The organism is Streptomyces sp. LUP47B (assembly GCF_001746295.1).
In the GTDB taxonomy this organism is placed as follows: Bacteria; Actinomycetota; Actinomycetes; order Streptomycetales; family Streptomycetaceae; genus Streptomyces.
In genome coordinates this window covers 322,370-338,672 of the sequence record NZ_MJAH01000001.1, presented here as the reverse complement: position 1 = coordinate 338,672, position 16,303 = coordinate 322,370, and the positions used below count along the sequence as shown (strand labels likewise).

Sequence of the window (16,303 nt, the reverse complement as noted above, 5' to 3'; positions counted from 1 at the left end):
CTCCCAAGGTCGGCACCCGATCGTCGTTCCTGTGGCGCTCCAGGGCATGGTTGGCAAAGCCATGTCCGGAGGGGGCTGCTGTCTCACGGGGACCACGACCAGGGCCCGTTGACGGTCGGCGACTACCTCGCGGCCTTGGAGCGGCCCATGGCGACCGGTCGGTGAACGAGCATCAGGAGTGCGGACCACCGTCTCGCCGCGGCGGGCCCGTAGGGAGGTCGCAACCGGACTGGCTGAACCGGCACCGCCGCCGCGACTGGCGGCGTCGTCCGTGCCGGTCCCGAAACCGGCGCTGCACATCGTCCGGGCCGTGTTCCTGTCGAAGCGCGTGCAGCGGCGTGTGAGACGGCGACCATGTTGCGGTACGCACCGGTGAACCGGGTGGACCTGTTGCCAGGAGCGGAGCTGCATCGTGAAGCTGCCGAGTGATGTGCGAGACGCCCGGCGAGCCCTGCGGCCGTTACGGAGTCCGGGAGTAGGCGCGCGCAATCGGGTGCGGCTCGCCTACTCCCGGAGCGCGGCAGCAGTCAGTTTTCACAGTCTCTCAGGGTCGGGTTTCGACGTACTCGAATGTCGGGCCGGCCGTCGTGTCGTCTCCGTCGGGCATCGTCATCAGATTTTGCGCCTGCGCCTTGAGCGCGTACATCGTGCCTGTTGCGGCTCCGAGCGTCTGCGGACTGCCGTTGAAAGCCTGCTCGAGTTGCTGGAGCAGTTGGCAGTATGTCCGGTTGAATTTCTCCTGAGCAATTCGGATGGGGCTGTCCAGGGGATGGTCTGCCAGCAGGGGATTGGGGCGCATCGGCAGGACGCCGTCCGGGTCGATCACGACGGCCTCACCTGTGGGTCCCGACTGCGGTGTGTCACCGCGCAGGTAGCGGCGTCCGAGCTTCAGTTCCTGGAACCGGTAGTAATGAGAAACCTCATCGCGGTCGGGATGGAAGATGTCCCGGTCGCCGTCCCAGACTTCGCCACGTGAGGTCCCCTCACCTTGTTCGACGATTTCCTCCAGAGCCGCGAGCGCTGAAGCAAGGTCCTTGACCGCGGTCAAGGTGCCGCCGGTATGGGCGAAAGGACCGGCTGTCACTTGGCGCGCCCCGTCACCGCAGAAGACTTCTGTCTCCCCGAGTTCAGCGCACAGGTGACGCAGCCCTTCTTCGATCGCGTCGTAGAACTGGCCGATCGTCTCGTAGTTGTCATCTTCCGGCGGAGCGCTGGGCGCTGCCGGCTGTTCAAGACGGAGGAACATCTCGAGTGCCTCCGTCCCGAAGGGGACAAGTGACAAGCGCAGGGAACGGTCGCCATGGGGGAGAGGGCGTGGATGACGCTGCAGTAGCGTCGCCGGCTCCAGTCGAGGCTGCCCGCCGACCGCGTTGAGCAGGTTCGCCGCCAGCGCCAGGTGGATCATCTCCTCGACGAAGACGCTGCCGACCGCCTGGGCAGCGTCCGGGTTGCGCGACGGGTCGAGGGAGTAGAGAGCGCAGAGATAGGGCGGCAGGGTGGCGTGTTCCAGCTCGATCGCCCATTGAAGGTGCTCTCGAAGGCTGTCGAGCGTTTCGATAGGTGCTGATCGTTTCCGGCTGACGTGCGACACTTCTTCGTAATTCACGGGTTTTCCCACTTCGGATGCAGGGATGGATGATGGGCGTGATGCCGGTGCTGCCCAGTGGCATCACCGGCTGGTCGGGTCCGTCGAATACCACTCTCTTCTCGGCACACTTCTGACAGGGCAGACGTCCGTTCTGTGACATCACTGGGTCCCGGAAGCCCTGGCTTCAGAGGGAAGCCGCAGACCTGCCCCGTTCTCAGCTGTCACAGATCTGCCATGTCCTCGGTCAATCTTGGGACAACGGGATTAGCAACCCACTTCACAACCATGTCTTCGGCCGCATCGCAGCCCGACGACGTGGTGAACATCATGGAAGGTGCGACACAATGCCGGATAGCGGACATCATGGGCATGGGCATGGGGATGGCGGTGTGGACGGGCCGAGTTGGACCAGGGCGGCGGAGCTGCTTCAGGATGCCGCGCCGATCACCGTTCCCGAGGGTGCCTCGGCCATGACGATTCATGTGCACTGGGAGCCTGGGGACCCCGGCACTCCGCCGCATCGTCACTCGGGTCCGGCGTTCGGCTACGTCACCAAGGGTGCGGTCCGTTTCGAGCTGGAGGGGGAGCCCGAGCGTGTGGTCGAGGCGGGCGGGACGNGCGGAGCTGCTTCAGGATGCCGCGCCGATCACCGTTCCCGAGGGTGCCTCGGCCATGACGATTCATGTGCACTGGGAGCCTGGGGACCCCGGCACTCCGCCGCATCGTCACTCGGGTCCGGCGTTCGGCTACGTCACCAAGGGTGCGGTCCGTTTCGAGCTGGAGGGGGAGCCCGAGCGTGTGGTCGAGGCGGGCGGGACGTTCTGGGAGCCGGGCGGTGACGCCATCCACTACCAGGACGGCAACGCGCTCGCCGACGAGACGACCGAGTTCGTGGTGACGATGATGTGTGCGCCGGGCAAGCCCATGCTCGAACTCGTCGACGAAGAGGAACTCAAGCAGCGCGCCCACCTCCGCGCCCCCCGACCCACCACCTGACCCAGCACGCACCTCCCCCCATCCGGGGAAGAGAGCGCGATGCAGCAGGATCCTCTGCACATCGGTGCTGCGTGCCGTTCGCGGTCACCGCGATCGCGGGTGCGCCGACGGCGATGTGCACGAGCACAGCACGAGGCTGACGCGCCAACCACCTACTGCAGCACCGCCGTCGCCGAACCTGGCGACGGCGGTGCTGCAGTAGGTGCGGGGAGATTGTTGTGCCGGTGAGGGCCGGCCCACGTCGCGCCCGAGGGCGCACCTGGTGCCTCCCACCCTGCGCCCCGCCCGTTACGTCGGTTCCGCCCGCGCTTCTGGACCGTGCCACCGGCCCGTCGTAGACCGCTACGCCCGTGACCGGTCCGGCACCCGGTGCACGTCGGCATCAGTGAATTGACAACATCCCCGATGACTGGCGGCCCTTAAAGTCCTCGGCCGGAACTGGCGGCCCTTAAAGTCCTCGGCCGGACCGTCAACCGCAACAACCGCGCCGTCACCGGCGACAGCTACCTGCTACCTGCACACCGTCGTCGACCGCCAGTCGGGCCTGGGTCCCCTGCCGGCCTACCGATCCGGGTGGTCACGATCCTGCCGTGGCGGCCTCATCGCCGGCTCCTGCTCGAGCAACTCGGCATCGGCCGAGACGTCGTACATCAGCTCAGCGATGTCGGTGGGGATGGGCGGGACGGGTTCGCGGCGTACCCCGGCCGTCGGGGACCACACCATGTTGACCTTCAGGTCCGGGTCGACACCGGGGTAGTCGGACCGGTTGTGACAGCCCCGTGTCTCCCGTCGTTCCAAGGCGCACTCAAGCGTCGCGCGAGCGGCGAGAACGGTGGACCTGAGGGCATAGGCGTACGCGAGGTCCTGGAAGCCGCCGATGTCGATGTGCACACCCACGTTCGCCATGCGAGCCTCGATCTCGTCGAGTTCGGCGAGTCCGGCGGCGAGCCCGGCCTCGTCCCGTACGACACCGGCGCGCTCGGTCATCAGCTGGCGCACTGACCGTTGCAAGGCGCGGACGTTCTGGTCGCCGTCGGCGGCCAGAAGTCGGCTCACGTCCGCCTCCGCGGCGCGAGTCGCTGCGGGCGACCGCTGTTGGCTGGCAAGCATGGCCGAGTACTCCGCAGCGGCCCGGCCGGTGATTCGGCCGTAGACGAGTAGTTCGATCAGCGAGTTCTCCTCCAGCCGGTTCGCGCCGTGCAGACCACTGGAGGCCTCTCCGATCGCGAAGAGCCCTTTGACATCCGTGCTGTGGTCCTCGGGCCGGACCCAGACGCCACCCAGGGAGTACTGGGCAGTCGGCGTGACCTCGATCGGGTCGCGGGTGATGTCGAGCCTCTGCGCGTCCAACAGGGCCTGATGGACCCGCGGCAGTCGCGTCAGGACCGTCTCACGCGGCAGGTGGGACAGGTCGAGCCAGACGCCGCCGGCCTGGGTGCCGCGTCCCTCCTTGATCTCGGTATAGGACGCGAGAGCGACCCTGTCCCGGCTGGAACGCTCCATGCGCTCGGCGTCGTAGCGCGTCATGAACCGCTCACCGAGGTTGTTGAGCAGGACCCCGCCCTCGCCACGTGCCGCCTCGTTGACGAGCATGCCGGCCGCGTTCTCCGGCGTGATCAGCCCGGCGGGGTGGAACTGCACCAGCTCGGGGTCACGCAACCGGGCACCGGCTTCGACGGCGAGGCGGAAGGAGTCGCCGGTGTTCTCGTCGCGACGAGAGGACGTACGCCGCCAGATGCGCGTGTGCCCTCCGGTCGCGAGGATCACCGAGTCGGCGTGCACAAGGTAGCGCGAGCCATCGACGACGTCGAAACCGTAGGCACCGAACACAGTCCCGTCGTCGACCAGCAGCCGTGTCACGTACACGCCCGACAGGACGGGGATGGCGAGCTGCTTCGCGCGGTCGCGGAGCGCTCGCTGCACCTCCAGGCCGGTGTGCTCGCCGGTGAATGCGGCACGGCGGTACACGCGGTCGCCGAGCTGACGCCGGGCGGCCCCGCGGTCGCCCTGGCGGTCGAAACGCATGCCGTAGCGCCCCATGTCGTGGAATGCCTGTGCGGCGTGGTGGGCCACGATCTGGGCGGTGCGCGGGTCGGCCAACAGGCGGCTCTCATACAATGTGTCCGCCGCGTGCCGCTCCCAGGCGTCGCCAGAGCCAGAGCGAGGGATCACCGGTGCCCGCTCGGAACCACCGGTTGCCACAACAGTGTGGATGTCGTCAGCCGTCCGTTTGTGTACCGAGATGACCGCGACACCCGCCTCGGCGACTTCGATGGCCGCCCGGAGGCCTGACTTGCCGGCTCCCACCACGAGGACGGACGTGGCGAGTTGATGACCGAGCGAAGACATGGGACCTCCTGCGACAGCGGACAGACTTCATCATGGGCAGTGGTCGACCGAATAGTGGCACCGTATGTGACAGCATTTGGGAATTCCTTGACGTGGAGTCAATCACAGCGGTTCGACACTGGCAGCGGGAACCACTGCAGGTATCGTGGCAAGGATCGTTCCGAACAAACGTTGTGTATGCCTCCCCCTGGATTCCTCGAAGGAGCCGGTCGCATGATCGCCAGCCCCCTTCCCAACCTGGTCGGCCGGCATCGGGAGTGTGCGGCGCTCGACGACCTGCTGGTCGGCTTGCGCCAAGGTGGCTCCCGAGTACTGGTGGTCCGCGGCGAAGCCGGCATCGGAAAGTCGGTGCTCCTCGAGTACGTGGCCGCGCAGGCGTCACGGATGAAGGTGACCTGGGCGCGCGGCATCGAGGCCGACATGGAACTGCCGTACGCGAGCCTGCACCAGCTGTGTGCGCCGTTCCTGGACGGGCTCGGAGAGCTACCGGGACCCCAGCGCGACGCCCTCCGCGTGGCGTTCGGGATGGCGGCCGGCGACCCGCCCGACCGCTTCCTGGTCGGCCTTGCCGTGCTTACGCTGCTCACCAGGGCCTCGGAGACCCGACCGGTGCTCGTCCTGGTCGACGACGCTCAGTGGCTGGACCAGGTGTCCCTGCAGACCCTGGAGTTCGTGGCCCGGCGGCTGCTCGCCGAGGCGATCGCGATGGCCTTCGCGGTACGCGACCCCGAAGGGCAGGCCGCACTCGGTGGACTGCCGGCGCTACGGATCAGCGGCCTCGACACTGCCGCAGCCGGAGAGCTCCTGGAAGGCGCCGTCGGTGGGCGGCTGGAGAAGCGGATCCGGGACCGGTTCGTAGCCGAGATGCACGGCAACCCACTCGCGCTGCTCGAATTCTCCCGCGGCCGCAGCGCGGCCGAGCTGGCCTACGGCCTGAACGCGTCGAGTTCTCCGAGTGTCCAGGCGCCGGTCGTGAACCGCGTCGAACGAGACTTCGCCAACCGGCTCGGTTCGCTGCCGCCGGAGACCCGGACACTGCTCCTGATCGCGGCGGCGGAACCGGTGGGTGACGCGCGTCTGCTGGTCCGCGCGGCTGCCTCTCTCAAGATCACCCCCCATGCCGCACCGGCCAAGGCGGCCGGTCTGATCGAGTTCGGTGAGTCCGTTCGGTTTCGGCATCCACTGGTCCGTTCGGCGGTCTACCACGGGGCCGAGCCCGAAGAGCGCCGGGCGGTGCACCGGGCGCTGGCCGAGGCCACGGATCCGGTCCTGGACCCGGACCGGCGCGCCTGGCATGCGGCCCAAGCCGCTGACGGCCCGGACGAGGAGGTCGCCGCAGGGCTGGAGCAGGCCGCCGATCGCGCGCGACAGCGGGGCGGCATCGCCGCCGAGGCGGTACTGCTGCAGCGCGCGGCGGAGGTGACGCCGGACCCCAGGTCGCGGGGGCGCCGGGCTCTCGCGGCAGCCGAGGCGCACTTCTCGGCCGCCGCGCCCGACCGGGCCACGGAACTGGCGACGGTGGCCGAACTGTGTCCCCTCAATGCCCTGGATCGCGCCCGCCTGGCCCACCTGCGGGCCAGGATCCTCTTCGCCCGCAGCCGCAGTGACGAGGCGGCGCCCCTGCTCCTGGAGGCCGCCGCACAGTTCACCGCAGCCGGGTCACCACTCGCGCGGGAGACGTACCTGGAGGCAATCAGCGCGACGATCTTCGCGGGCCGGGTCCACGGCCCGACAGGTGCCCGCGCCGCCGCGATCGCAGCCCGCGAATCCGGGGCGCCCCCCTCGGGCTCCAAGGCCGCCGACCTGCTCCTGGACGGTGTGGCCGCGCTGCTCGCGGACGGTTACGAGACCGGTGTCCCGGCACTGCGCGGCGCGCTGGATCTGCTCATGCACGAGGAACTCAGCACCCGGGAGGCGACCGTGCGCTGGCTTCTGCTGGCCCCGGTCGCGCTCGAGGCATTCATCCACTACGCCTGGGATCTTCACGCGTGGGACGCGTTGTCACGTCGCGCGGTGCGCCTGGCCCGTGACATCGGGGCGCTGGGCGCGCTGCCACCGGCCCTGATCTACGCCGGCGGAGTGCACATCCACTACGGCGACTTCGCCGAGGCAGCGCGGATGATCGACGAGGCCGACGCGATCGCCGCCGCAACCGGCCATGCTCCGCACAAGTACGCGACGCTCGTCCTGGCCGCGTGGCGAGGCGAGGCGGGCGTCGCCGCCGACATCATCAAAGAAGCCAGGCAGAGTGCCGTGGAACGGGGCGAGGTGTCCCTGCTGGGCGCCATGGGCTATATCCAGGGCGTGCTGTTCAACGGTCTGGCACGCTACGAGGAGGCCCTGGAGGCGGCTCGCACAGGCATCGAGCACGACGGGTTCAACTTCACCGGCCTGTCGCTGGTCGAACACATCGAGGCCGCGACCCGGTGCGGTGAACTCGACCAGGCCCGCGCGTCGCTGGCCCAGCTTGCCGAACTTACCCGCGCCGCCGATTCGGGCTGGGCCCGTGGCGCCGTCGCCCGCAGTCAGGCCCTCCTCGCCGACGGTGCCGAGGTCGATCGTCTGTACCGGACCGCGATCGAGGAGTTCGGCCGCGGCAGCGTGGCCGTCGAGGTGGCGCGGACCCACCTGCTGTACGGCGAGTGGTTGCGCCGCAGCCAGCACCGTGCGCTGGCCCGGAAGCACCTTCGCACGGCTCACCAAATGTTCGACGGAATGCGGGCGCACGCGTTCGCCGAGCGGGCCCGCCGCGAGCTGATCGCCACCGGCGAGCACGTCAGGTCGCGGGAAGCCAAACCGACAAGCGCCCTCACTCCCCAGGAATCGCAGGTCGCTGCGCTCGCCGCCGACGGCATGACGAACGCGAAGATCGGCGCGGAACTGTTCATCAGTCCCCACACCGTGGAGTGGCACCTGCGAAAGGTGTATTCGAAGCTCGGGATCAACTCACGTCGCGCGCTGCCGGCTGCCATCGCGAGCGCCCCGGCCACGGACACGACAGGTGCGGGCGCCGCGCAAATCGGCTGAGTTCGTGCGGGCCCGGGGCCCCCGGGCCCCCCGGTTTCCCCTGGGTCCCCATGGGGTCCCTACGGACTCGACCACGGGTAGCAAGGGCGCGGTGAGCAGTGCTGCGGACCGAGGGTGGAACCAACGCCCTCGATGGGCGCCACCCACGAAGAGGAGTCCTTGATGTCCGCGCCCAGCCCGGAGGCGACGACGCACGCCGAACCACCTGTCGCCCAGTCAGCCGAGGACGATCTGGAGCTTGCCCTCGACGACTTTCTCGCCCAGCGGCCACGGCTGTTCCGCATCGCCTACCAAATCCTCGGCGACGTCTCGGGAGCCGAAGACGTGGTCCAAGAGGTGTGGCTGCGCTGGCAGCTCACCCACCGCGCCTCGATCGAGAATCCGGCCGCCTTCCTGACCACGGCAACGACCCGCCTGGCGATCAACGTGATTCAGTCCGCGTCGCACCGCCACGAGATCCCGGACGAGACGCAGTTGATCGGCCTCGGCGACCGGGCCGCCCAGGATCCCGTGCTGCGTGCTGAGCAAGCCGTGGCCGTCGAGGCAGCATTGGCCCTGCTCATGGCGAGGCTGACGCCGGATGGACTGGCCGCCTACGTACTGCGGAAGAGCTTCGACTACGCCTACGCCGATCTTGCGAGGTTGCTTCGAATCAGCACCCCGAACGCACGGGTCATGGTCCACCGCGCGCAAGCACGCCTGGAACGCAACCGGGAGCGACCGGTCCCTGCCGAGTCACACCGTCGCCTCGTCGCCGCCTTCCGGACCGCGGCCGGCACCGGTGACCTGAAAGACCTCATACGACTGCTCGCCCCCGACAGCCACGTGCACCGACTACAGCCGCCGGCCCCCCGATCGCTTCGTCCGGCTCACCCATCGGTACGACAAGCGGCGTAAGCAGAGACGGAGAGGCGGACGGTGCGCGCTCGCTCAGCGCGTGGGCCGGATCCCGACACGATCCTCCCCGGAATCCAGGACCAGGAGCCCTGCCGACGCTGTGCGACAAGAACAGCATGCCTGTCACAACGACGGCCGCTGGCCTGTCTACTCGGTATAGGCAAGCGGCGGCGGCTCAGCACCGCTTCCTCCTGCTGGGACGTTATTCCGGCAGAAGCGATCGGACGCTGCGGACAGCAGGAAGGCCATCCCGGATGAGTGACGATTCCACGCTGATCACGCAGTGGAACACACTGACCCTTGTCCATCGCCGGATCGAGACTCGGATCGAGCGGCACCTGCATCAACATCTGGGCCTGGGGGTCAGCGAGTTCTACGCCCTTCGCGCCTTGTGGGAGGGCGTGCGGGCGGGTACGGGCTCGTTGTACCTCAACGACCTGGCCAACGGGATAGGGCTGAGCCAGTCAGCCACGAGCCGTCTCGTGGCGCGTCTGCGGGACCGTGGCCTGATCATCACGCACACCTCGTTGCACGACCGCCGGAGCGTCGAAACCGAACTCACCGCCGTGGCACACGACGTACTGCGGGTGGGTTCGCCGCTCCTCCACCAGGCGGTCGAGGAGGCCGTGCGGGAACTCGACGCCGGGGACACCGACGAATCCCTGCTCCGCTATCTCCGGGGGAGCACGGACGGCGTGCCCCCTCAACCGGACGAGGAACAGGTACCCGCACTGGGATGAGCGGCGGCCCGGTCTCCCACCGGGATGCCCATCCGGGATTGGTGGAGCCCGTCGGCTCCGCTGTCACAGATCGGGGCGCCGCTCGGTCTGGATGTACGAGCCGTTACTGCGAGGGACTACGCGGTCGCGCTTGGGGCGGACGGTATGGCGTCCGCTCGTGGACAGACTGGAGGGTGTTTCTCAGTGTCGGATAACGGACATCACGGGCATGGGCATGGGCATGGGGATGGCGGTGTGGACGGGCCGAGTTGGACCAGGGCGGCGGAGCTGCTTCAGGATGCCGCGCCGATCACCGTTCCCGAGGGTGCCTCGGCCATGACGATTCATGTGCACTGGGAGCCTGGGGACCCCGGCACTCCGCCGCATCGTCACTCGGGTCCGGCGTTCGGCTACGTCACCAAGGGTGCGGTCCGTTTCGAGCTGGAGGGGGAGCCCGAGCGTGTGGTCGAGGCGGGCAGAGGAACTCAAGCAGCGCGCCCACCTCCGCGCCCCCCGACCCACCACCTGACCTCGACTCCGCAGTCGTGACCCAGCGGATTGCATCGAGCTGGGACACCATGTGACAACAACCTGGTGACGCACCACCAGGCTTGGCCCACAGCATCAATGAGTGGATGTGTGGCCTCCTTCTCCTGCTACGCGTGGTCTTCGGGTCCACGGGCATCGGTGCGGAGGGCGCACAGCCGGCGAATCAACCAAGGTGATGACCATGGCAACCGAGAGTGTTCTGCATCCAAGCCTGATCGTTCCGATCGGGCACGTCGAGCCCGTGCCCCGCCGCATCCGCGGCACGATCGGTGGTCGCGTCGCCTTCGACACCCGCCGCGCCCTGTACGTGTGGGAATGGCAGGCCTACCCTCAGTTCAGCATCCCGATCGAGGATCTTGTGGACGGTGTGCTCCTCGACGACAAACACACGGAACAGCTCGGTGCCGGACCGGCACACCGGCACACTCTGCAGGTCGGCCCTCACGTCCGCGCAGGCGCGGCCTGGCTCTGGGGCGAGGGTGCTCCGCGACCCCTGCATAACACCGTCCGCTTCGAGTGGGAGGCCCTGGACGCGTGGTTCGAGGAAGACGAGCCCGTCTTCGTTCATCCCAGAAGCCCATACTCCCGTGTGGACGCCCTGCGTTCCACAAGCAGCGTTCGGGTGGAGCTGGACGGTGCGGTACTGGCGGAGGCCCCCAACTGTGTGAAACTGTTCGAAACGGGTCTGCCCACCCGTTACTACCTTGATCGCAGCCGCGTCGACTGGACCCGACTGCGGCATTCGGACACCGTGACCCGATGCCCCTACAAGGGGACGACGAGCAGTTACTGGTCCTTCGACAGCGACAAGGCCTCCCATGAGGACATCGCCTGGGGCTACGACTTTCCGACCATTCATGCCAACCGCATCGCGGGGCTGACTGCGTTCTACAACGAGCACGTCGACCTGTACGTCGATGGTGTCCGACTGCCGAGGTCCACTCACGGCTGACCAGTAGTGTTCTGGGTTTGGGATCTGCTGCTTAAGGGAGGCGGACGGCTGCAGGGCCGCGGATGCTGCTCTGCGGCTTTGTCGAGTCCTGACAACGCAGGAGTCGTCAGGACTGATCACCGGAGAATACGTGAGTTCGTGGGAGCGGTGCTCGATTCCTTGGCCCACTCTCGGCCGATCGTATGAGGCGAGGGCGAGCCGCTCGAAGCAAGGAGCTACAGGCCAAGGCTGAGGATGCGGCTTGCGAACACTCGTTGCCCTGTCACGTGGGTGGGGAACGATTTTGAGACGGCGCGTACACGGGGCCGGGGTACGGTGGCAGCCGGGAGGCTGCCATGGGGAGAGACAGAGCGCGGACCGGGCTCGTCGGGCGCCGGAACGAGTGCCAGTATCTCGACCACCTCTTGGCGGAAGCCAGGGCTGGGCAGAGCGGGGTCCTGGTGGTGCGTGGTGAGGCTGGCATCGGGAAGACCGAACTGCTGAACTACCTGATCGAGCGTGCCGTGGGTTGCCGCATCGTCCGGGCGGCCGGCGTCCAGTCCGAAATGGAGCTCTCCTACGCTGGACTGCACCAACTCTGCGCTCCGCTGCTGTCCCACCTTGACGATCTTCCCGAACCCCAGCAGAACGCGCTGCGCGCGGCCTTCGGGATGCGATCCGGTGATGCGCCTGATCGTTTCCTGGTGGGGCTGGCGACTCTCAGTCTGCTTGCTGGTGCCGTCGGTGACGAGCCGCTCGTTTGTGTCGTGGATGACGCGCAATGGCTGGACCGCGTGTCGGCCCAGACGCTGGAGTTCGTTGCTCGTCGGTTGCTGGCCGAATCGGTTCTGCTCGTTCTCGCCGTCCGCGAGTCGAGCCCTCGCGAGGCTTTCACCGACCTGCGAGAGCTTCACGTGCGCGGGTTGAGCGACAGAGATTCCCGCAAACTCCTCGCGCTCACCGGCCCGCTCGACCGACGCGTGCGGGACCGTATCGTCGCCGAAACCCGCGGCAATCCGCTGGCACTTCTGGAGCTGCCGAGAGACCTGACCGCAGTCGACTTGGCAGGAGGGCTCGCAGGACTCGAGCCTCGGCCACTGTCCAGCCAGATCGAGAACGGTTTCCTCCGTCGCGTCGGGTCACTCCCGGCAGAAACGCAACAACTGCTGCTCATTGCCGCTGCCGAGCCGGTCGGTGATGTGGCCTTGCTACGGCGGGCTGCTGAACTTCTCGGAATCTCTGTGAGCACTGCCGAGGCCAGCGCTGAAACGTCCGGACTCGTCTCATTCGGTGCGTGGGTTCGCTTCCGCCACCCGTTGGTACGGTCGGCGGCGTATCGCGCCGCCGACTTCGAACAACGGCAGCGGGTCCACAAGGCGTTGGCCGACTCGATCGACGCGCGAGTCGATCCGGAACCCCGTGTCTGGCACCTGGCGAGCGCGACGACGGGACCGGACGAGGCCGTGGCTGGCGAATTGGAGAGATTGGCCGGGCGCGCGCAACTGCGCGGCGGAATCGCCACGGCGGCAGCCTTCCTCCAGCGAGCCACTGAACTGACCTCGGACCCCGCACGCCGGGGGCCCCGGGCGTTGGCTGCGGCGCAGACCAAGTACCAAGCAGGCGCTTTCGACGTTGCGCGGGAGCTGGTCGACGCGGCCGAACTGAGCCACCTCGACGAAGTCGGGTCCGCGCAAGCCATGCTGCTCCGGGGGCAGATCATGTCTGTTTCCAAAAGCGCCAGTGCCGGAGTACCGCTGCTGCTCAGAGCAGCCGAACGGCTCCAGCCATTCGACGCCAAGCTCGCCCGTGAGACCTACCGGGATGCCATCTACGCGGCGTTGACCGCAGGCCGACTGGCCGCGGGGGACGTCCGCGACGTTGCGGAAGCGGTGCTGAGCGCACCGCCCCCAACCCGCCCTGCAACCCGTGAGGATCTCCTCTTGCAGGGTGTCGCACGGGTGATCACCGAAGGTTACGCCGCTGGAGCGCCTGTCCTCATGGAGGCCGTGGCCGCCTTCCGCACGGAGGAGGTCACGCCGGAGGACGGTCTTGGGTGGCTCCCGCTCGTGTGCCGTATGGCACACACGACTTGGGACTTCGACGCCTGGTCAGAGCTCTCCGCACGGCTGGTCGAGATGGGCCGCGGCACAGGAACCCTCGCTGTTCTGCCCTCGTCCCTCCTGCTCCGTTTGTCGAATCGGGCATTCGCCGGCGACCTGCGGGGCGCCGATTCCCTCGTCGCGGAGGCGAACGCGATCGGTGAGGCGACGGGCAGCAGTTTCTTCGCGCACTACGGGGCACTGGTTCTGGAACCGTTCAAGGGGCGGGAGTCCTCGACTTTTCAGGCGATCGAAGCGCTCACGCAAGACAGTCTCCTGCAGGACGAGGGAAAGGTGACGACAGCCACGCAGTGGGCCTTGGCAGTGCTCTACAACGGCCTTGGACGATACGAAGAGGCCTACGTATCCGCAGAACGTGGATGCGAGAACCCGCAGGAACTCGGCTTGTCCCTCCAGTCCAGGGTGGAACTCGTCGAGGCAGCCGTACGGTTGGGGCGAACAACCTGGGCGGCCGAAGCCGTGCGGACGATCGAAGAGATGGCCCAGGCCAGCAAAACCACCTGGGTACGCGGTATTTCGGCCGCTACCCGTGCCCTTGTGAGCGATGGAAGGGCAGCCGAGGATCTGCACCGAGAGGCCGTCGAACTACTCGACAGGACGCAGGCCCGGATGGACAGCGCCCGCGCCCGCCTCAGGCACGGTGAGTGGCTGCGAAGTGAAGGCCGACCAGCGGACGCTCGTGAACGGCTCAGCGAAGCGCACGAGATGCTCAGCGAGGCGGGCGCCGAGGAGTTCGCGGAGCGCGCACGACGCGAGCTCCAGGCTGCGGGAGCGAAGGTACGCAAACCTGTCTCAGTTGCGCCGGTGGTCCTCACGCCAAAGGAGTTCGAGATCGCGCGACTTGCCGAGGAGGGTTTCACGAACCCGGAGATCGGCGCACGACTGTTCCTCAGCCCCCATACGGTCGATTGGCATTTGCGCAAGGTGTTCGCGAAGTTGGGTATCTCCTCCCGCAAAGAGATCTCTTCGGTGCGCCCGGAAGGCATGACGGCCACGCACTAGTGCTGGATTCCTCTTTCACTGGGTATATGCCCTGGTGGCGGGGTAGTTGAGGGTGCTCGGGGGCGGGTGCTGGGCGATGGTTTTATGGGCACGACCGGAGCGTGACGAGGACGAGCGGGCCGTCGTCCGGCGCCTGTCACGGGCACGGAAGGCTCCGCGGGATGCGGTGATGCGGGCCCGGATGATCGAGCTGAGCTGGTCGGGGCTGCGGGTGCCGGCGATCGCCGTGGAGCTGGACTGCAGTCAGAAAACGGTCCGCTGCTGGCTGCACCGCTTCAACCGATCGGGCCTGCAGGGACTCGATGATCTGGGCGGGCAGGGCCGCAGACGACGCATCACCGAGCAGGAACGATCCCGGATCATCTCCCTGGTCAAGACCGTGCCGCCGGGGCGACTGCGGTGGGAACCCGTCGGAGAACTGTGGGCCTTCGACGAGTCCGGGCCGGCCGAGTGGACACTGGATTCTCTGGCCGCGGCCGCGCGGGCCGAGGGGATCGAGGTAGGCCGCTCACAGGTGCGCCGTATCCTGCTCGCCGAGGGCGTGCGCTGGCGCCGCACCCGGTCCTGGATGCGGTCGAAGGACCCGGACTTCGTCCCAAAAGGACAAGGATCATCGGCCTCTACACCCACCCGCCCGACGACGCGACGGTGATCTGCGCCGACGAGCTGGGGCCAGTGATCCCCCGGACCTTCCCGCCCGCACCCGCCTGGTCACCCGACGGACGCCGGATCAAAGCCGAGCTCGACTACAGCCGCGGGCCCGAGAAAACCTGGGTCTACGGGGCTTTACGCGTCCGGGACGGCCAGCAGATCACCATGACCGCTTCCTCCCGTAACAGCGTCTTCTACCAGCGGTTTCTGCAACAGGTCGAGGACGCCAACCCGACCGGGGAGATCTGGATCGTCACCGACAACTTGTCCAGCCACAACAGCCTGTCCACCCGGACCTGGCTCGAGGAACATCCCCGCATCCACCACGCTTTCATCCCCGTCGGCGCGTGCTGGCTCAACCTCCAGGAAGGCTGGTGGCGCATCTTCCGCAAGGCCGCCCTCGCCGGCCGGTCGTTCGCCAACCCCGACGACATCGCCCAGGCCACGACCCTCGCAACCGACCAACTCAACTCCCGCGCACGCCCCTGGGTTTGGGGCAGAGCGGCACCACCAACCCGCTCTCTACGACGCCGCTATGTGTACCTTCTTTGAGGAATCCAGCACTAGCCGTGTTCGGTCCAAGCCCGCAGCCGAGCGGGGCGCCCACGGACTCACCACTGCATCACCACGCACTTCCCCACGGGGTCCCACGGAGTCCTGAAGGCGCGGCTACGCCGCTTCGGCGCGAGGTTGGTCACAGCTCGAATTCCAGGCTGCTGACCTACCCAGCGGAGGAGCCGACCATGGACAGTCACATGCTCGATGCCAGAGGTTTGTCGATGGCGGGCGGCCACGAATCGCCCTTGACCATTGGCCAACTGGAGAATGCGGTATCCCTGTACGTGCGGAATCGGCCGGCACTGCTCAAGATCGCCTATCGCATCCTCGACAACGAGAGCGAAGCCGAAGACGTGGTCCAGGAGGTATGGCTGCGGTTGCAGTGCACCGACCGCACGTTCGTGCGAAGTCCGCAGGCGCTCCTGCGGACGATCACCGTCAGGTTGGCGATCAACTCGGTTCAATCGGCGTACAGACGCCGGGAACGCAGTACCACCCCTTGGTTTCCACAGGCACTGGACCCAGGCCCCAGCCCGGAATCAGGAGCCGAGCAGCAAGACGCCATGGAGCGAGCGGTCTCGCTGCTTCTGGAGACGCTGACACCTCCGCAGCGCGCAGCGTTCGTCCTCCGGGAGGGGTTCGGTTATCCGTACGAGCGGATTGCCGGTCTTCTGCATCTCAGCGTCGTCAACGCCAGGCAGCAGGTCGCTCGCGCACAGCGGCGACTCGGAGCGAAGCGTCACCGGCAACCGGTGGATTCCATTAGCCACCGCCGTCTTGTGCAGGCCTTCCTCGCGGCGGCACAGGGAGGTGAACTGGACCGCCTGGAGCAGGCACTCCTGACGGAGAGCAGCCCGGCACCCGTGTCGGACTTCGTGTGAGCAGGCAGCGCTGCGCCGAGGCGACCGCGCGCCGA

11 protein-coding genes and 2 pseudogenes are annotated in these 16,303 nt (G+C 67.6%); 11 read left to right on the top strand and 2 right to left on the bottom strand.

Annotation, left to right across the window (positions count from 1 at the left end):
• Window positions 1-544 precede the first annotated feature (544 nt).
• Window positions 545-1,606: a ferritin-like protein gene (locus BFN33_RS01490; RefSeq protein WP_069757997.1), complete on the bottom strand. Its 1,062-nt coding sequence runs from the start codon at window positions 1,604-1,606 to the stop codon at window positions 545-547.
• Between the two features lie 326 nt (window positions 1,607-1,932).
• Between BFN33_RS01490 and BFN33_RS55360 the strand changes: the two are divergent.
• Window positions 1,933-2,205 (top strand): annotated as a pseudogene (locus BFN33_RS55360) (cupin domain-containing protein); the annotation flags it as partial.
• Between the two features lies 1 nt (window position 2,206).
• Window positions 2,207-2,584, top strand: a 378-nt coding sequence (locus BFN33_RS01485) for a cupin domain-containing protein (RefSeq protein WP_256122583.1), incomplete at its 5' end; no start/stop codon positions are given.
• Between the two features lie 561 nt (window positions 2,585-3,145).
• Here BFN33_RS01485 and BFN33_RS01480 read toward each other — a convergent pair.
• Window positions 3,146-4,933 carry an FAD-binding protein gene (locus tag BFN33_RS01480; protein WP_069757995.1) on the bottom strand — a complete coding sequence of 596 codons (1,788 nt, stop codon included), beginning with the start codon at window positions 4,931-4,933 and terminating at the stop codon, window positions 3,146-3,148.
• Between the two features lie 213 nt (window positions 4,934-5,146).
• Here BFN33_RS01480 and BFN33_RS01475 point away from each other — a divergent pair, with 213 nt between their 5' ends.
• The 9 genes and pseudogenes from BFN33_RS01475 to BFN33_RS01440 all read left to right on the top strand — a co-directional run bounded on the left by BFN33_RS01475 (window position 5,147) and on the right by BFN33_RS01440 (window position 16,268).
• Window positions 5,147-7,960, top strand: coding sequence for a LuxR family transcriptional regulator (locus tag BFN33_RS01475; RefSeq protein ID WP_069757994.1), 2,814 nt, complete (start codon window positions 5,147-5,149; stop codon window positions 7,958-7,960).
• A 162-nt stretch (window positions 7,961-8,122) separates the two neighbouring features.
• On the top strand, window positions 8,123-8,857 hold the full coding sequence (locus tag BFN33_RS01470; RefSeq protein ID WP_069758886.1) for a sigma factor: 735 nt from the start codon (window positions 8,123-8,125) through the stop codon (window positions 8,855-8,857).
• Between the two features lie 254 nt (window positions 8,858-9,111).
• Window positions 9,112-9,597 (top strand): MarR family winged helix-turn-helix transcriptional regulator, encoded by a 486-nt coding sequence (locus BFN33_RS01465; protein ID WP_069757993.1) that lies wholly within the window; start codon window positions 9,112-9,114, stop codon window positions 9,595-9,597.
• 183 nt (window positions 9,598-9,780) lie between these two features.
• Window positions 9,781-10,053 (top strand): annotated as a pseudogene (locus tag BFN33_RS49215) (cupin domain-containing protein); the annotation flags it as partial.
• A gap of 253 nt (window positions 10,054-10,306) precedes the next feature.
• On the top strand, window positions 10,307-11,077 hold the full coding sequence (locus BFN33_RS01460; protein ID WP_069757992.1) for a DUF427 domain-containing protein: 771 nt from the start codon (window positions 10,307-10,309) through the stop codon (window positions 11,075-11,077).
• 335 nt (window positions 11,078-11,412) lie between these two features.
• Window positions 11,413-14,178, top strand: coding sequence for a LuxR family transcriptional regulator (locus tag BFN33_RS01455; protein WP_069757991.1), 2,766 nt, complete (start codon window positions 11,413-11,415; stop codon window positions 14,176-14,178).
• Between the two features lie 169 nt (window positions 14,179-14,347).
• Window positions 14,348-14,830, top strand: a complete 483-nt coding sequence (locus BFN33_RS01450; RefSeq protein ID WP_256122582.1) for a helix-turn-helix domain-containing protein — start codon at window positions 14,348-14,350, stop codon at window positions 14,828-14,830.
• Window positions 14,827-15,381 (top strand): transposase, encoded by a 555-nt coding sequence (locus tag BFN33_RS01445; RefSeq protein ID WP_107487963.1) that lies wholly within the window; start codon window positions 14,827-14,829, stop codon window positions 15,379-15,381. The genes BFN33_RS01450 and BFN33_RS01445 overlap by 4 nt, the downstream gene beginning before the upstream one ends.
• A gap of 191 nt (window positions 15,382-15,572) precedes the next feature.
• The gene (locus BFN33_RS01440; RefSeq protein WP_069757989.1) at window positions 15,573-16,268 is read left to right on the top strand and encodes a sigma-70 family RNA polymerase sigma factor; all 696 of its coding nucleotides are present in this window, start codon (window positions 15,573-15,575) and stop codon (window positions 16,266-16,268) included.
• The last annotated feature ends 35 nt before the right edge of the window (window positions 16,269-16,303 follow it).